This is a genomic window from Mycobacterium sp. 3-98 (genome assembly GCF_035918355.1).
Classification (GTDB): domain Bacteria; phylum Actinomycetota; class Actinomycetes; order Mycobacteriales; family Mycobacteriaceae; genus Mycobacterium; species Mycobacterium intracellulare.
Map to the genome: position 1 here is coordinate 1,452,804 of NZ_CP142360.1, position 14,368 is coordinate 1,467,171.

Genomic DNA, 14,368 nt, shown 5'->3' on the forward strand with positions numbered 1-14,368 from the left:
GACTTCCCGCGGGCGCGAAACTCACCGCGGCGATCGCGACCTAGGTCGCCCCGGCGTACTCGTGCTGGCGCCACGCCTCGTAGACGGCGACCGCCGCGGCGTTGGACAGGTTCAGCGAGCGCCGGCCCGCCAGCATCGGGATGCGGACCTGCCCGGTGATGTGCGGGTCGGCCAGCGTCGCCGCGTCCAGCCCGGTGGGCTCGGGGCCGAACATCAGCACGTCGCCCGCGCGGTAGCGCACCTGCGCGAACGAGGTGGGCGCGTGCGAGGTGAACGCGAAGACCCGCTCGGGCGACAGCGCGTCCCAGGCCGCCGCCAACGAGGCGTGCACGGTGACCGAGGCCAGGTCGTGGTAGTCCAGCCCCGCCCGTCGCAGCTTGGGTTCGGACAGGTCGAATCCCATCGGCTCGACCAGATGCAATTCGCAACCCGTCGCCGCCGCCGTGCGGATGGCGTTGCCCGTATTGGGGGCGATGCGCGGGGAGTAGAACATCAGCTTGAACACAACGCGATAATGGTCGCATGGTCGAGCAGAGCATTTGGATGCAGAAGGTCGCTGCCGATCCCGGGCATTCGCATTGGTATATCGAGCGGTTCCGCGCCATGGCCCGCGCGGGTGACGACCTGGCCGGCGAGGCCCGCTTCGTGGACGCCATGGCCCCCCGCGGCGCCCGCATCCTCGACGCCGGCTGCGGGCCCGGCCGGTTGGGCGGCTACCTGGCCGGCGCCGGCCACCGGGTGGTCGGCGTGGACGTCGACCCCGCGCTCATCGCCGCGGCCGAACAGGACCATCCCGGCCCGCGCTGGCTGGTCGGCGACCTCGCCGAGCTCGACCTGCCCGCGCGCGGCATCGCCGACCCGTTCGACGTCATCGTCTCCGCCGGCAACGTCATGACGTTTCTGGCCCCCAGCACCCGGGTCCGAGTGCTGAGCCGGCTGCGCGCCCACGTCGCCGGCGACGGTCGCGCGGCGATCGGCTTCGGCGCCGGGCGCGACTATGACTTCGACGTGTTTCTGAACGACGCGGTCGACGCGGGATTCGCGATCGACGTGCTGCTGTCCACCTGGGATCTGCGGCCGTTCACCGACGACTCCGACTTCCTGGTCGCAATCCTTCGGCCCGCCTAGCGTTTTCGCGGGACCGGTGTTTGCCAGGACCGACCGCGGGCGCGCGGCGCCACCTTGGAGGGACCTGTCTGCTCAGTAACGATTCTGGTGGGCTGGGCCGCGGGCTGTCATACTCGTCGGATTGCCACACTTACACGCGCGCGCCTATCTGGCGCGGGGCGGGTGGAAATAAAGCAGGAAGTTTCATGAGCCTCTCGTTTTGTTCAGCGCTCAGGGTCAGCGCGGCGGCCGGTCATGCGGCCGCGATGACGTGACCATGTTCGCCCGCCCGGCCGGCGCGGCCGAGGCGGATGCCGCCCCGCCCGCACCGGTTCCCGGCGCCGACGCGGCGGCCAAACGCTCGCCCGCCTGGTCGCTGAGCAACTGGCCGGTCGGTTGGAAGGTGCTGGCGATCGTGCTGGTGCCGCTGATCTTGGTGACGGTTTTCGGTGTGCTTCGCATCGACACCGCGATGGACAGCGCGGCGCGCCTGAAACTGGCCGCCACCCGCGCCGACGTGGTCCCGGTGATCACCAAATACATGTCGGCCCTGGACGTCGCGCTGCAGGCCGGCTCCGCCGGGCGCGACGTCGAGGGCGCCAAAAAGAACTACGAGGCCCGCAAAGGCGAACTGCAGGGCCGGCTGGCCGACACCGACGTCACCGACGATGTCCGATCGGGCGTCAACACGCTGCTCGACGCCGGCCAGATGCTGGTGAGCAAGGCGTCTGACAGCGGCCTCGGTCTGCGGGAGCGGGTGACCCTGTACGCGCCGATCCTGTTGACGGCCGAAGACGTCATCAACGCCTCGGTGCGGGTCGACGACGAGCACATCCGCGCCCAGGCGCAGGGGTTGAGCCGGGCGGTCGGCGCGCGCGGGCAGATGACGATGCAGAAGATCCTCATCACCCGCGGGGCCGAACTGCCCGAGCCGCAGCTGCGCACCTCGATGGCCACCCTGGCGGGCACCGAACCGTCGACGCTGTTCGGCATGAGCGAAGTGCTCGGGGCGGGATCGCCCGAGGCCAAGACGCTGCAACAGCAGATGGTGGCCCGGATGGCGATCATGTCCGACCCGGCCAGCGTGCTCGTCGACAACGCGGACCTGCTGCGGTCCGTCCAAGCCACCGACGACATCGCCGACCAGGTCATCAAGAACGTCACCGCCTCAGTGACCAAGGCGGTGCACGCCCAGGCCGCCGACCGGCGCAGCGCCGCGATCCTCGACACCGTGTTGGTGCTGGCGGCGATCGTCATCGCTCTGGTCGTGGTGCTGCTGGTGGCGCGCGCGTTGGTGCGGCCGCTGCGCATCCTGCGCGACGGCGCGCTCAAGGTCGCCCACACCGATCTCGAGGAGGAGGTCGCCCGGGTGAAAGCCGGTGGGGCCGAACCGATTCCGACGCCGCTGCCGGTCTACACGACCGAGGAGATCGGTCAGGTCGCCCACGCCGTCGACGAACTGCACACCCAGGCCCTGCTGCTGGCCGGCGACGAGGCGCGGTTGCGGCTGCTGGTCAACGACATGTTCGAGACCATGTCGCGGCGCAGCCGGTCGCTGGTCGACCAGCAGCTGGCGCTCATCGACCGGCTGGAGCGCAACGAGGAGAACCCCGAACGCCTCGACAGCCTGTTCCGGCTGGACCACCTGGCCGCCCGGCTGCGCCGCAACAGCGCCAACCTGCTGGTGCTGGCCGGCGCGCAGCTCGCGCGCGACCAGCGCGACCCGGTGCCGCTGGCCACGGTGATCAACGCCGCGGTATCCGAGGTCGAGGACTATCGCCGCGTCGAGATCGCCGGGCTGCCCGAGTGCGCGCTGGTGGGCGCGGCCGCGGGCGGCGCCATCCACCTGTTCGCCGAGCTGATCGACAACGCCCTGCGCTACTCGCCGCCGACGACGTCGGTGCGGGTCTCGGCGTCCCGCGGCGGTGACGGCGGGGTCGTGGTGCGGATCGCCGACTCCGGTCTGGGGATGAACGACGCCGACCGCCGCATCGCCAACATGCGCCTGCAGGCCGGCGGCGACGTCAGCCCCGACAACGCGCGCCACATGGGGCTGTTCGTGGTGGGCCGGATCGCGGGCCGGCACGGCATCCGGGTGGGGCTGCGCGGCCCCGCGGCCAACGAGACGGGTACGGGCACCACCGCCGAGATCTACCTGCCGCCGACGGTCCTCACCGGCCTGGCCGCCGCGGAATCGGCTGCGCCCCGGCACATTCGGGCGGTGTCGTCTCCGAGCGCCAAACTCGCCAGCGCGATCGCCGCGCCCCCGCCCGCCGACGACGCGCGGCGGCACGACGGCACGCGCGAGCCGGCGGCCCGCAACGCCCCGCCCGCGCCCGGGCCGTCGGTCACCCTGCTGCCGCGCCGCAACCCGGGTTCCAGCGGCATCACCGACGTCCCGACCCCGCCCGCCGAACCACCGCCCCCGCGGCGGCGCCGCGAGCTCGCGACCCCCTGGTGGGAAAACGCGCCCCAGGCCGCGCCGGCCGCCAGGCCCGCCGAGCCCGAGGCCGCACCGGAGCCACCACCGCAGCCCACGCCCGCGCCGGAGCCCGCGCCCGAACCGGCGCCGGCTCCGCCGGTGCGGGCGGCATCGGACACCTCGGCCTTCTTCGCCGCCCGGCCCCGCGAACCCCGGCAAGACAAGCCCGCCGACCCGGCGACCGACGATGACGTCATCTACCGGCGGATGCTCTCGGAGATGCTGGGCGACCCGCACGACCTGGTCAACAGCCCCGACCTGGACTGGCAGTCGGTATGGGACCGCGGCTGGACCCTGGCGGCGGCCGCCGAGGACAAGCCCGTCGAGTCGCACACCACCGACCACGGCCTGCCGGTGCGCACGCCCGGCGCCCGGCTGGTGCCCGGCGGCGCCAACGCAACGGGTCTGGCCGAACGGGACGAGCCCGAGCACGGCCAGAACGGCAGATCGCACCGGGAGCCGCAGCACGCGGCCGTCACCCGCGACCCCGAGGCGGTGCGCGCCTCGTTCAGCAACCATTTCGGCGGCGTGCGCAGCGGACGCTCGCATGCCCGTGACACGGAGCAAGGACCCGACGAACAATGACCTCCCCCGACAACTCACTGGACTGGCTGGTGACCAGGTTCGCCCGCGAGGTCCCCGGCGTCGCGCACGCGCTGCTGGTGTCCGTCGACGGGCTGCCCATCGCCGCCAGCGAGCACCTGCCCAGGGAACGCGCCGACCAGCTGGCCGCCGTCGCCTCCGGGCTGGCCAGCCTGGCGACCGGCGCCGCGCAGCTGTTCGAGGGCGGGCAGGTGCTGCAGTCGGTCGTCGAGATGGCCAACGGCTACCTGCTGTTGATGCGCGTCGGGGATGGCTCGCATCTCGCGACGCTCGCCGTGACGTCGTGCGACATCGGTCAGATCGGCTACGAGATGGCCGTCCTCGTCGAACGGGTCGGGGGCGTGGTGCAGTCGACCCGCCGGTCCGCCGCCCACTCGTGAGCCGCGATGGACACCCCCGAGAGCTGGCCCGCACACCGTAAGGGGAACCTGGTCCGCCCGTACACCCTGACGTCCGGCCGGACCGACACCAACGTCGAGCTCCCCCTGGAGGCGCCGCTGCAGACTCTGCAGCCCGGCGCCCCCCACCGGTATCCGCCCAACGACGCGCGGGGCAGAATCATCCAGCTGTGCGGCCAGGGCCCGCCGAGCCCGTCGGTCGCCGAAATTTCGGCCCGGCTGGACCTGCCGCTCGGCGTCGCGCGCGTCCTCGTCGGGGATCTGGTGCTGTCCGGCTACCTTCGGGTGCACAGGACGTTGTCCGAGCGTTCGACCCGAGATGAGCGTCACGAACTCATAGGAAGGACCCTGCGTGGCTTACGCGCACTCTGAGGTGCAGCAAGATTCCGGCGCGCACGCGTCGACGAAGATCGTGATCGCCGGCGGATTCGGCGCCGGCAAGACCACCTTCGTCGGGGCGGTGTCGGAGATCATGCCGCTGCGCACCGAGGCGATGCTGACCGACGCCTCGACCGGCGTCGACGCCCTCGAGGCCACCCCGGACAAGCGGACCACCACCGTCGCGATGGACTTCGGCCGGATCACCCTGGCCGAAGACCTGGTGCTCTACCTGTTCGGCACGCCGGGGCAGCGCCGCTTCTGGTTCATGTGGGACGACCTGGTCCGCGGCGCCATCGGGGCGGTGGTGCTGGTCGACTGCCGGCGCCTGCAGGACAGCTTCGCCGCCGTGGACTTCTTCGAGCACCGCAACCTGCCGTTCCTGGTCGCGGTCAACGAGTTCGACGGGGCCCCGCGCTACCCGGTCGCCGAGGTGCGCGAAGCGCTGACCCTGCCCCCGCACATCCCGGTGATCACGGTCGACGCCCGCGACCGCCGGTCGGCGACCGACGCCCTGATCGCGGTCAGCGAATACGCCCTGGCCACCCTGACGCCCAATTGAGCGAGGAGTGGGTCGACCGCGAGTTCGACGGCCACGACTTCACCGACGAAGACCTGAGCCGCTTGCGGACCGAGCGGACCGTGTTCACCGAATGCAATTTCAGCGGCGCCAACCTGGCCGAGTCGCAGCACCGCGGCTCGGCCTTCCGCAACTGCTCGTTTCACCGGACGTCGTTGTGGCACAGCTCTTTTGCCCAATGCTCGATGCTGGGGTCGGTGTTCGTGCAGTGCCGGCTGCGGCCGATCACGTTCGACGAGGTGGATTTCACGCTCGCCGTGCTCGCCGGCATCGACCTGCGGGGCGTCGACTTCAGCGGCTGCCGGCTGCGGGAGGCCAGCCTGGTGGAGGCCGACCTGCGCAAGGCCGTGCTGCGCGGCGCGGACCTGCGTGGCGCGCGGACCGCCGGCGCCCGGCTCGACGGCGCCGATCTGCGCGGCACCACCGCCGACCCCGGGTTGTGGACGACCGCGTCGCTGGCCGGCGCCCGCGTCGACGTCGACCAGGCGGTGGCCTTCGCGCTGGCGCACGGGCTTCGACTGGATGGGGGCCCGCACGACGACGGCTGAGGTTCAGCGCGCGAGCCGGATGCGCCAGCGCACCAGCGCGCCATAGCCGACCGAGAGCGCCGCGAGCATGCCCATGTCGAGCAGCCAGGCCGCCGGCGCGTGCTGGGAATGGCTGTCCCGGGGACTTTGCGGGCCGGGCGAGACCGCCCACAGGTCGACGGTCGCCCCTTGCGCGGCGTATCCCCACCGCGACGGCATCAGCCAGGACGCCTGGTCCAGAAGGATCCGGTCGGTGACCGGCACCATCCCACCGCAGAGCACCATCTGCATCATCAGTGACACCACCAGCATCGGCATCACCTGCTCGCCCGTGCGGGCGAGCGCCGAGAGCAGCAGGCCCAGCATCGCCGCGGCCACACACGTCGCCGCGACGGCGACGAACAGCTCGACGGTGGCCGCCGAGCTAGAGGGACCGAGCAGCACCGCGGGTCGCGTCGGCGGCCCCTTGCCCAGCACCACGATGGCGGTGGCGATGGCCGCCTGGGCGACGGCGAACCCGCAGAACACCGCGACCTTGGCCAGCAGGTACGCGGTGGTCGACAGGCCGACGGCCTGTTCGCGCCGAAAGATCGGCCGCTCCCCGATGAGGTCGCGGATGGTCAGCGCGGTGCCCATGAACGCGGCCGCCATGGTGAGCAGGGTCAGGATCATCCCGGCCTCGCCCGCCGACTCGCCGGCCGGGTCGGCGTAGCCGAAGCCGGCGCTGCCGGGAACGGTCAGCGACAGCGCGCCCATGACGAACGGCAGCACGGCCAGGAACACGAAATAGGCGCGGTCGGACACCACCAGCCGGACCTGTCGGCGCGCGATGGTGGAGAACTGGTGGCGCTTGCTGGTGCGCGGCGGCGCGCCGAGCTCGGCCGGCGCCTGGGTGCGCCGCGGGGGCGGCGGTCTGTTCTGGGCCAGAAAGCGGCGATTGGCCTCGTCCGGGTCGGCGCCCACCTTCGCGAAGATGTGCGCCCAGTTGGTGGTTCCCATGGCGGGACCGATCTGGGCGGGCGGACCCAGGAACGCCGTCTTGCCGCCCGGCGCCATCAGCAACACCTGGTCGCAGACGTCGAGGTAGGTCAGCGAGTGCGTCACCACCAGCACGACGCGGCCTGCGTCGGCGAGTTGCCGCAGCATCGTCATGACCTGCAGATCCAGCGCGGGGTCCAGGCCCGACGTGGGTTCGTCGAGGATCAGCAGCGACGGCCCGGTGAGCAGCTCGAGCGCCACCGACGCGCGCTTGCGCTGCCCGCCGGAGAGCCTGTCGACCCGGGTGTTCGCGTGCTCGGTCAGGCCGAGCTCGTCGAGAACCTCGGCGACGACCCGGCCCCGGTCGGCTTTGCTGGTGTCCGGCGGCAGGCGCAGCTCGGCGGCGTATCCGAGGGCCTGGCTGACCGTGAGCTGCCGGTGCACGACGTCGTCTTGGGGGACCATCCCGATCCGGGTGCGCAGCGACGCGTACTCGGTGTGGATGTCGTGGCCCTCGAAGGTGACCGAGCCCGACGTCGGGGTGGCGTACCCGGCGATCAGCCGCGACAGCGTCGTCTTGCCCGCGCCGGAGCCACCGATGAGCGCGGTCAGTGTGCCGGGGCGGGCGGTCAGCGAGATCCGTTCCAGCAGGCGCTTGTCACCGATGGCGAAGTTGACCTCGCGCACCTCGAGGCCGCCGGCGCGGGTCGCCGCCTCCTGCAGGCGAACCAGCGCGCCGCCGCGCAACACCAGGTCGACGTTGCCGATCGTCACCACGTCGCCCTCGGACAGCGCCGCCGAGGCGACCCTGACCCCGTTGACGAAGGTGCCGTTGCTGCTGTTCGCGTCGCGGATCTCGGGGCCGGCCGGCGTCGGCGTCAAGAAGGCGTGGCGGCGCGAAGCCAGCACGTCGTGGATGACGATGTCGTTGTCGAGCGCGCGGCCGATCCAGGCGGCCCGCCCGGTCACCGGCCGGCGATCGGCTTCGGGTCCCGCGACGGCGACCCGGGTGGTGGGGAACTCCCCGGCGTCGGCCGGCGGCTGCGGCGCGGTGCGCCCGGCGTCCCTGCGGCGAAACGAGCGTGCGGGCGGCCGTCCCACTTCGAAGGTGATCCGCGGGCCGTCGGGCTTGCCGATGTTGATGCTCTGGCCGTCGCGAATGTCGACGACCGGCACCCGCCGGCCGTCGAGGTAGACGCCGTTGAGCGTGTTGTTGTCGACCGCGAGCCACCGGCCCCGATCGAAGCGCAACAGCAGGTGCGCGCGGGCGATCAACGGGTGCGCGACCCGCAGGTCGGCGCGCAGGTCGTTGCCGACGACGACGTCGCGGCCGGCGGTGAAGCTGCCCTGCGAGTGCTCGGATCGCGCCGTCAGCAGGGGCTGGGCAGGTCGGGTCATCGCATCCCAGATTAGGGTCGCCGCCTGAGAGCCGCCTCAGCGTTTCAGCCGGATGTGCCAGCGCACGATGCCGGTGTAGGCGATCGAGAGCAGCGTGAGCATGGCCATGTCGAAGACGAAGATGTGCTTCGAGTGCTGCCAGATCGGATCGTTGGTGGGGATCTGCTTGACCTTCACCAGCGACGGGAAGTCGATCGAGGACGCGCCCGCCGCGTAGCCCCAGCGGGCGGGCGTCAACCACGCCAGCTGTTCCAGCCCGATGCGCTGATACACCGGGATCATCCCGCTGGAGAACACCAGCTGCGACATGATCGACACCACCAGCAGCGGCATGATCTGCTCGTTGGACTGCGCCAGCGCCGACAGCAGCAGGCCGAGCATGGCCGAGGCCACACAGGTGCCCGCGACGGTGACGAACAGCGAGAAGGTGGAGTTGCCGAAGAACTGCGGGTGCGCGGTCGGCGCGCCCTTCCCCAGCCGCACGATGATGGTCGCGATCGCCGCCTGGCCCGTGGCGAAGACGCAGAACACCGCGATCTTGGCCAACAGATAGGCGGTGGTCGACAGGCCGACGGCCTGCTCCCGCTTGAAGATGGCGCGCTCGCCGATGAGATCCCGGATGGTCAGCGCGGTGCCCATGAAGACGGCGCCGATGTTGAGCAGCACCATGATGTACTGCGGCTGGGTGGGTGCGGGGCCCATCGGGTCGGCCGGCCCGAGGCCGGGGTGCGGGCCCTTCACCGTCAGCGACAACGCGCCGATGAGGAACGGCAGGATCGCCAGGAAGATCGTGTAGCCACGGTCGGACACGACGAGGCGAACCTGGCGGCGCGCGATCGTGGATAGCTGCCGCCACAGGTTGGTTTGGGGTGGTTCGCCCAGGTCCGCCGGGCTCTGCGGGGTCGGCGGCTGCGACGACTGCTGATTGCGCTCCTTGAAGCGTCGGTTGGCCTCGTCCGGGTCGGCGCCCACCTTGGCGAAGATGTCGGCCCAGTTGCGGGTGCCCATGGCCGCCTCGACCTGGTCGGGTGGCCCGCAGAACGCGGTCTTGCCGCCGGGCGCGACCAGCAGGATCTGGTCGCACACGTCCAGGTAGGACACCGAGTGGGTCACCACCAGCACCACGCGGCCCGCGTCGGCGAGCTGGCGCAGCATCAGCATGACCTGGCGGTCCAGCGCCGGGTCCAGCCCGGACGTCGGCTCGTCGAGCAGCAGCAGCGACGGCTGGGTGAGCAGCTCGAGCGCGACCGAGGCGCGCTTGCGCTGGCCGCCCGAGAGCTTGTCGACCCGCGTCTCGGCGTGCTGGGTCATGTCGAGTTCCTCGAGCACCTGGGCGACGACGCGGGCGCGTTCCTCTTTGCTGGTGTCGGGCGGCAGGCGCAGTTCGGCGGCGTAGTTGAGGGCCTGGTTGACCGTGAGCTGGCGGTGCACGACGTCGTCCTGGGGGACCATCCCGATCCTGCTGCGCATGGACGCGTACTCGGTGTGGATGTTGTGGCCCTCGAAGGTCACCGTGCCCGACGTGGGGCTGGTGTAGCCGACGATCAGCCGCGACAGCGTGGTCTTCCCGGCGCCCGAACCGCCGATGATGGCCGTGAGTGTCCCGGGCCGGGCGGTCAGTGAGATGTGGTCGAGCAACTGCTTGCCGTGGTCGACGGTGTAGCAGACGGAGTTGACCTCCAGGCCGCCGGTCCGCGTCGCCGCCTCGGTGCGCCGGACCAGGCCGTCGCCCGTGAACACCAGGTCGACGTTGCCGATGGTGACCACGTCGCCCTCGGTCAACACCGCGGACCCGACCCGGACGCCGTTGACGAAGGTGCCGTTCACGCTGTGCGCGTCGCGGATCTCGGTGCCCAGCGGCGTCTGGATCAAGAACGCGTGATGGCGCGAGGCGAGCACGTCCTGGATGACGATGTCGTTGTCGGTGGCCCGCCCGATGGTTTGCGACCCGGCCGGTTTCTGGATCGCGCCGGACCGCGACGGCCGCAGCGCCTGGAACATCTTGGTCGCCAGGTTCGCCACCTCGGGCGGCTTGGCGTTGGCGGGTGCGGCCCGGGTGGGCGCGGGGATGTGCTGCGCCGGCGGGGGGCTGTGGACGGGTGCTTGCAGGGGGGAATTGTGCGGCGGGGGTGGCGCGGCGGGCGGGTAGGCGGGCGGTCGCCCACCGCCGGCGCCGTACATGGTTTGGCCCGCCGGGCCGGGCCGGGGAGCGGGCTGCGGCCGCCGCGGCGGCGCCGCCCAGTTGGGCGTGCGCCCGGCTGGAGGCGGCGGCGGCCCGGGTGGAGCGGCGACGGGCGGGCCCGGTTGCGCCGACCACGCCGCCGGCTGCGGCGGGGCCGCCACCGGGATGTTCATCGATTCGGTCTTGGGTGGGCGCCCGGCCATGCCTTGGTGGCGGCCGACGTCGAACGTCAGCAGCGGCCCGTCGGGGTTGCCGATGTTGAGGGTCTGCCCGTCGTGGATCTCGACGACCGGCACGCGCCGGCCGTTGACGAAAGTTCCGTTGAGCGAACCGTTGTCGATGGCCAGCCACTTGCCCTGGTCGAAACGCAGCAACAGGTGGGCCCGCGAAATCAGCGGATGCGTGATGCGCATGTCGGCCCGCAGATCGCGCCCGACGACCACATCGTGGCCGGCTGCGAAGGTACGTTCGGACCCTTCGTGATGGACGGTTAGCGCTGGCGGGGCTGGTGCTGACATCGCCACAACTGTAGCTTGCGGCCCTGTGGATCAGCGTGGAGCGGCCGCGGCGTCGGGCGCGCCGGTCACGACGCAGTGCGTCCGGCTGTAGATCGTCGGCATGCACTGATTGCAGTGCGTGCAGGCGGAGTGCACCCGGTGCTGGGCGTCCTCGGCGGCGATCCGGTTGATCAGGTCAGGCTCGGCGAGCAGCGCGCGGGCCATCGCGACGAACTCGAAACCCTCGGCCATCGCCAGGTCCATCGTCTCGCGGTTGGTGATGCCGCCGAGCAGGATCAACGGCATCTTCAACTCGGCGCGAAACAGCTTGGCGTCGCGCAATAAATAGGCCTCGCGGTAGGGGTATTCGCGCAGGAACTTCTTGCCCGTCATGCGCATGCCCCAACGCAGCGGCGGCTTGAACGCGCCGGCGAACTGCTTGAGCGGCGCGTCGCCGCGGAACAGGTACATCGGATTGACCAGCGAGCTGCCCGCGGTCAGTTCGATCGCGTCGAGCCCACCGTCCTCTTCCAGCCACTTGGCGGTGGTCAGCGATTCGTCGGTGCTGATGCCGCCGCGAACGCCGTCGGCCATGTTCAGCTTGGCGGTCACCGCGATCGGCGTGCCTTCCTTTTCGACCGCGCGGCGGACGGCCATCACCATCCCGCGGGCGACCTTCGCCCGGTTCTGCAGCGATCCGCCGAATTCGTCGTCGCGGCGATTGATCAGCGGGGACAGGAACGAACTCGCCAAGTAGTTGTGGCCCAGGTGGATTTCGACGGCGTCGAAGCCCGCTTCGATGGCCAGCCGGGCGGCGTTCGCGTGGCCTTCGATGACGTCGTCGATGTCCTCACGGGTGGCCTTCTTGGCGAACCGCATCCCGATCGGGTTGAAGAATCGGACCGGCGCCAGCGCCTTCGCCTTGTTGGACTTGGCGTTGGCGACCGGGCCGGCGTGGCCGATCTGCGCGCTGACCGCCGCGCCCTCGGCGTGGATCGCGTCGGTGAGCCGGCGGAACCCCGGCACGGCCTCGGGCCGCATCCAGATGCCGTTGCCCTCGGTGCGCCCGCCGGGCGAGACGGCGCAGTAGGCGACAGTCGTCATGCCGACCCCGCCGGCGGCCGGCAGCCGGTGGTATTCAATGAGGTCGTCGGTCACCAGCGCCTCGGGCGTGCGCGCCTCGAACGTGGCGGACTTGATGGCGCGGTTACGCAGCGTTATCGGACCGAGCTTCGCGGGGCTGAAGACGTCCGGAGGGGTAGACATACCGGGAGCCTAATGGCGATCGCGAGCGCGGCGTAGCCGGGCGCGGCGGGTCGCCATCATCGAGATCTGCCAGACTGTCAGCGTGGGAGCAATCACGCTGGACGGCAAGGCCACCCGCGACGAGATCTTCGTCGACCTCAAACAGCGGGTGGCCGTATTGACCGCGTCGGGACGCACCCCCGGTTTGGGCACCATCCTGGTGGGCGACGACCCGGGCTCCCAGGCGTACGTGCGGGGCAAGCACGCCGACTGCGCCAAGGTCGGGATCACCTCGATCCGCCGCGACCTGCCCGCCGACATCAGCACCGCCACGCTCAACGAGACCATCGACGAGCTCAACGCGAACCCCGACTGCACCGGCTACATCGTGCAGTTGCCGCTGCCCAAGCACCTGGACGAGAACGCGGCGCTGGAGCGCGTCGACCCGAACAAGGACGCCGACGGTCTGCACCCGACCAACCTGGGCCGGCTGGTGCTCAACAACGCTGCCCCGCTGCCGTGCACGCCGCGCGGCATCGTGCACCTGCTGCGCCGCTACGACGTCGAGATCGCCGGGGCGCACGTGGTCGTCATCGGCCGCGGTGTGACGGTCGGTCGCCCGTTGGGGCTGCTGCTGACCCGCCGTTCGGAGAACGCGACGGTGACGTTGTGCCACACCGGAACTCGCGACCTTCCGGCGTTGACCAAACAGGCCGACATCATCGTGGCCGCCGTCGGAGTCCCGCACCTGCTGACCGCCGACATGGTGCGTCCCGGCGCCGCGGTGCTCGACGTCGGGGTGAGCCGGACCGACGACGGACTCGTCGGCGACGTGCATCCCGACGTCTGGGACGTGGCCGGGCACGTGTCGCCCAACCCGGGCGGTGTGGGCCCCTTGACCCGGGCGTTCCTGCTGACCAACGTCGTCGAGCTGGCCGAACGGGAATGACCGCGCGGACCGTGCTGCGAGCCCAGTGGCCGATTCTGTTGGTGGGCTTGATCTTTGCCGCGGCACTGGTATTGGTGGGAGCCAACTTCTGGCGGCGGGGCTCGCTGTTGATCGGCATCGGTGTGGGCGTGGCCGCGCTGTTGCGATTGGTGCTATCCGAGGAGCGGGCCGGCCTATTGGTGGTGCGCGGCAAGGGAATCGACTTCATCACCACCGCGGCGGTCGGGGCGGCGATGGACTACATTGCCTGGACGATCGACCCGCTGGGCACCGTCTAGTAACTCGGGAGCGCCGGAATCTGTCCCGGCATCTGGCCCGCCATGCCCGGGATTTGGCCCGTCATTCCGGGGACCTGGCCCGCCATGCCCGGGATCTGGCCACCCATGCCCGGGATCTGGCCCCCCATTCCCGGGATCTGGCCGGGCATTCCCGGAACCTGCGGCATGGCGCCGGACAGGTTGCCGCTGGCGATGTTCGCCATCTCCTGGGGGCAGTACGTCTGGATCGCGATCGTGGTGAACATGCTCGCCATCTGCGGGGACATGCCACGGCCGGAGATGCTGGACGCTGCCCCGGCGAAGCTGCCGCCCGGCTGCGCCAGCATCGGGCAGATCGACTCGCCTACGGCCATCGCGTTTCCGGGTTCGCCGAAGTCGATGCCGGCGTGATTGAGCGCGTCGATGAAGTCGTCGCCGTTGCCCTCCGCTTCGGCCGGCGCCGCAAAGGCCGAGGCCACGGTGAGCAGGCCGGCGGCCGCGGCGAGCAGGCGAATGGTGAGGGGCTGTTGGCGCAAGACCCAGATCCATTGATGAGTTCGTGCAAGTGCCTTCACGCCAGCCTCCCCGTCCGCATGGAGTGCACCGACGGCACTCGAATCACGCCTACGAACTCTGATCTATCACTGTCACGTTTACGAAACGGTGGGGTAAAGGTTCGCACAATAAGCGTTTCGTGAGGTGGGTGTGTTCGCGATGTGGCTTATTGAGCGGGCGGAGAATCGGCTGTCTTCTCGGGATCGGATTTTTCGAAACCAATTGCGCGAGT

13 protein-coding genes are annotated in these 14,368 nt (G+C 70.8%); 8 read left to right on the forward strand and 5 right to left on the reverse strand.

Translation table 11 applies throughout. The features are described from left to right. Positions 1-40: 40 nt before the first annotated feature. Positions 41-505, reverse strand: a complete 465-nt coding sequence (locus QGN30_RS07125; RefSeq protein WP_008260072.1) for a tRNA (cytidine(34)-2'-O)-methyltransferase — start codon at positions 503-505, stop codon at positions 41-43. A 17-nt stretch (positions 506-522) separates the two neighbouring features. Here QGN30_RS07125 and QGN30_RS07130 point away from each other — a divergent pair, with 17 nt between their 5' ends. The 6 genes from QGN30_RS07130 to QGN30_RS07155 all read left to right on the forward strand — a co-directional run bounded on the left by QGN30_RS07130 (position 523) and on the right by QGN30_RS07155 (position 6,096). Further along, complete coding sequence (locus tag QGN30_RS07130; protein WP_008260070.1) at positions 523-1,128, forward strand: class I SAM-dependent methyltransferase; 606 nt, start codon at positions 523-525, stop codon at positions 1,126-1,128. A gap of 250 nt (positions 1,129-1,378) precedes the next feature. Next, entirely contained in the window at positions 1,379-4,174 is a 2,796-nt protein-coding gene (locus QGN30_RS07135; protein WP_416188414.1) for a sensor histidine kinase, read from the forward strand. Continuing rightward, positions 4,171-4,572, forward strand: a complete 402-nt coding sequence (locus QGN30_RS07140; RefSeq protein WP_009956847.1) for a serine protease inhibitor — start codon at positions 4,171-4,173, stop codon at positions 4,570-4,572. Before QGN30_RS07135 ends, QGN30_RS07140 begins: the two co-directional genes overlap by 4 nt. Positions 4,573-4,578: 6 nt before the next feature. Next, a complete protein-coding gene (locus tag QGN30_RS07145) occupies positions 4,579-4,962 on the forward strand; it encodes a DUF742 domain-containing protein (protein WP_009956846.1) in 384 nt (127 codons plus the stop codon). Beyond that, positions 4,943-5,530, forward strand: a complete 588-nt coding sequence (locus QGN30_RS07150; RefSeq protein WP_008260062.1) for a GTP-binding protein — start codon at positions 4,943-4,945, stop codon at positions 5,528-5,530. The genes QGN30_RS07145 and QGN30_RS07150 overlap by 20 nt, the downstream gene beginning before the upstream one ends. Next, positions 5,527-6,096 carry a pentapeptide repeat-containing protein gene (locus tag QGN30_RS07155; RefSeq protein WP_014385737.1) on the forward strand — a complete coding sequence of 190 codons (570 nt, stop codon included), beginning with the start codon at positions 5,527-5,529 and terminating at the stop codon, positions 6,094-6,096. Before QGN30_RS07150 ends, QGN30_RS07155 begins: the two co-directional genes overlap by 4 nt. A gap of 3 nt (positions 6,097-6,099) precedes the next feature. Here QGN30_RS07155 and QGN30_RS07160 read toward each other — a convergent pair whose 3' ends face one another. From QGN30_RS07160 to QGN30_RS07170, 3 genes are read right to left on the reverse strand one after another with little or no spacing between them, the layout of a single operon-like run. After that, positions 6,100-8,451, reverse strand: a complete 2,352-nt coding sequence (locus QGN30_RS07160; RefSeq protein WP_038537436.1) for an ATP-binding cassette domain-containing protein — start codon at positions 8,449-8,451, stop codon at positions 6,100-6,102. A gap of 36 nt (positions 8,452-8,487) precedes the next feature. After that, positions 8,488-11,151: an FHA domain-containing protein gene (locus tag QGN30_RS07165; protein WP_041787225.1), complete on the reverse strand. Its 2,664-nt coding sequence runs from the start codon at positions 11,149-11,151 to the stop codon at positions 8,488-8,490. A 30-nt stretch (positions 11,152-11,181) separates the two neighbouring features. Beyond that, positions 11,182-12,396, reverse strand: a complete 1,215-nt coding sequence (locus QGN30_RS07170; protein ID WP_036459641.1) for an NADH:flavin oxidoreductase — start codon at positions 12,394-12,396, stop codon at positions 11,182-11,184. Between the two features lie 82 nt (positions 12,397-12,478). Between QGN30_RS07170 and QGN30_RS07175 the strand changes: the two genes are divergently transcribed. Both QGN30_RS07175 and QGN30_RS07180 read left to right on the forward strand, forming a co-directional pair. Beyond that, positions 12,479-13,324: a bifunctional methylenetetrahydrofolate dehydrogenase/methenyltetrahydrofolate cyclohydrolase gene (locus QGN30_RS07175; protein WP_036459640.1), complete on the forward strand. Its 846-nt coding sequence runs from the start codon at positions 12,479-12,481 to the stop codon at positions 13,322-13,324. After that, positions 13,321-13,602 carry a DUF3017 domain-containing protein gene (locus tag QGN30_RS07180; protein ID WP_008260053.1) on the forward strand — a complete coding sequence of 94 codons (282 nt, stop codon included), beginning with the start codon at positions 13,321-13,323 and terminating at the stop codon, positions 13,600-13,602. The genes QGN30_RS07175 and QGN30_RS07180 overlap by 4 nt, the downstream gene beginning before the upstream one ends. On the opposite strand, the gene QGN30_RS07185 is transcribed toward QGN30_RS07180, so the two are convergent. Continuing rightward, a complete protein-coding gene (locus QGN30_RS07185; protein ID WP_196233685.1) occupies positions 13,599-14,156 on the reverse strand; it encodes a DUF732 domain-containing protein in 558 nt (185 codons plus the stop codon). The two genes, QGN30_RS07180 and QGN30_RS07185, sit on opposite strands and share 4 nt — an antisense overlap. Positions 14,157-14,368: the final 212 nt, after the last annotated feature.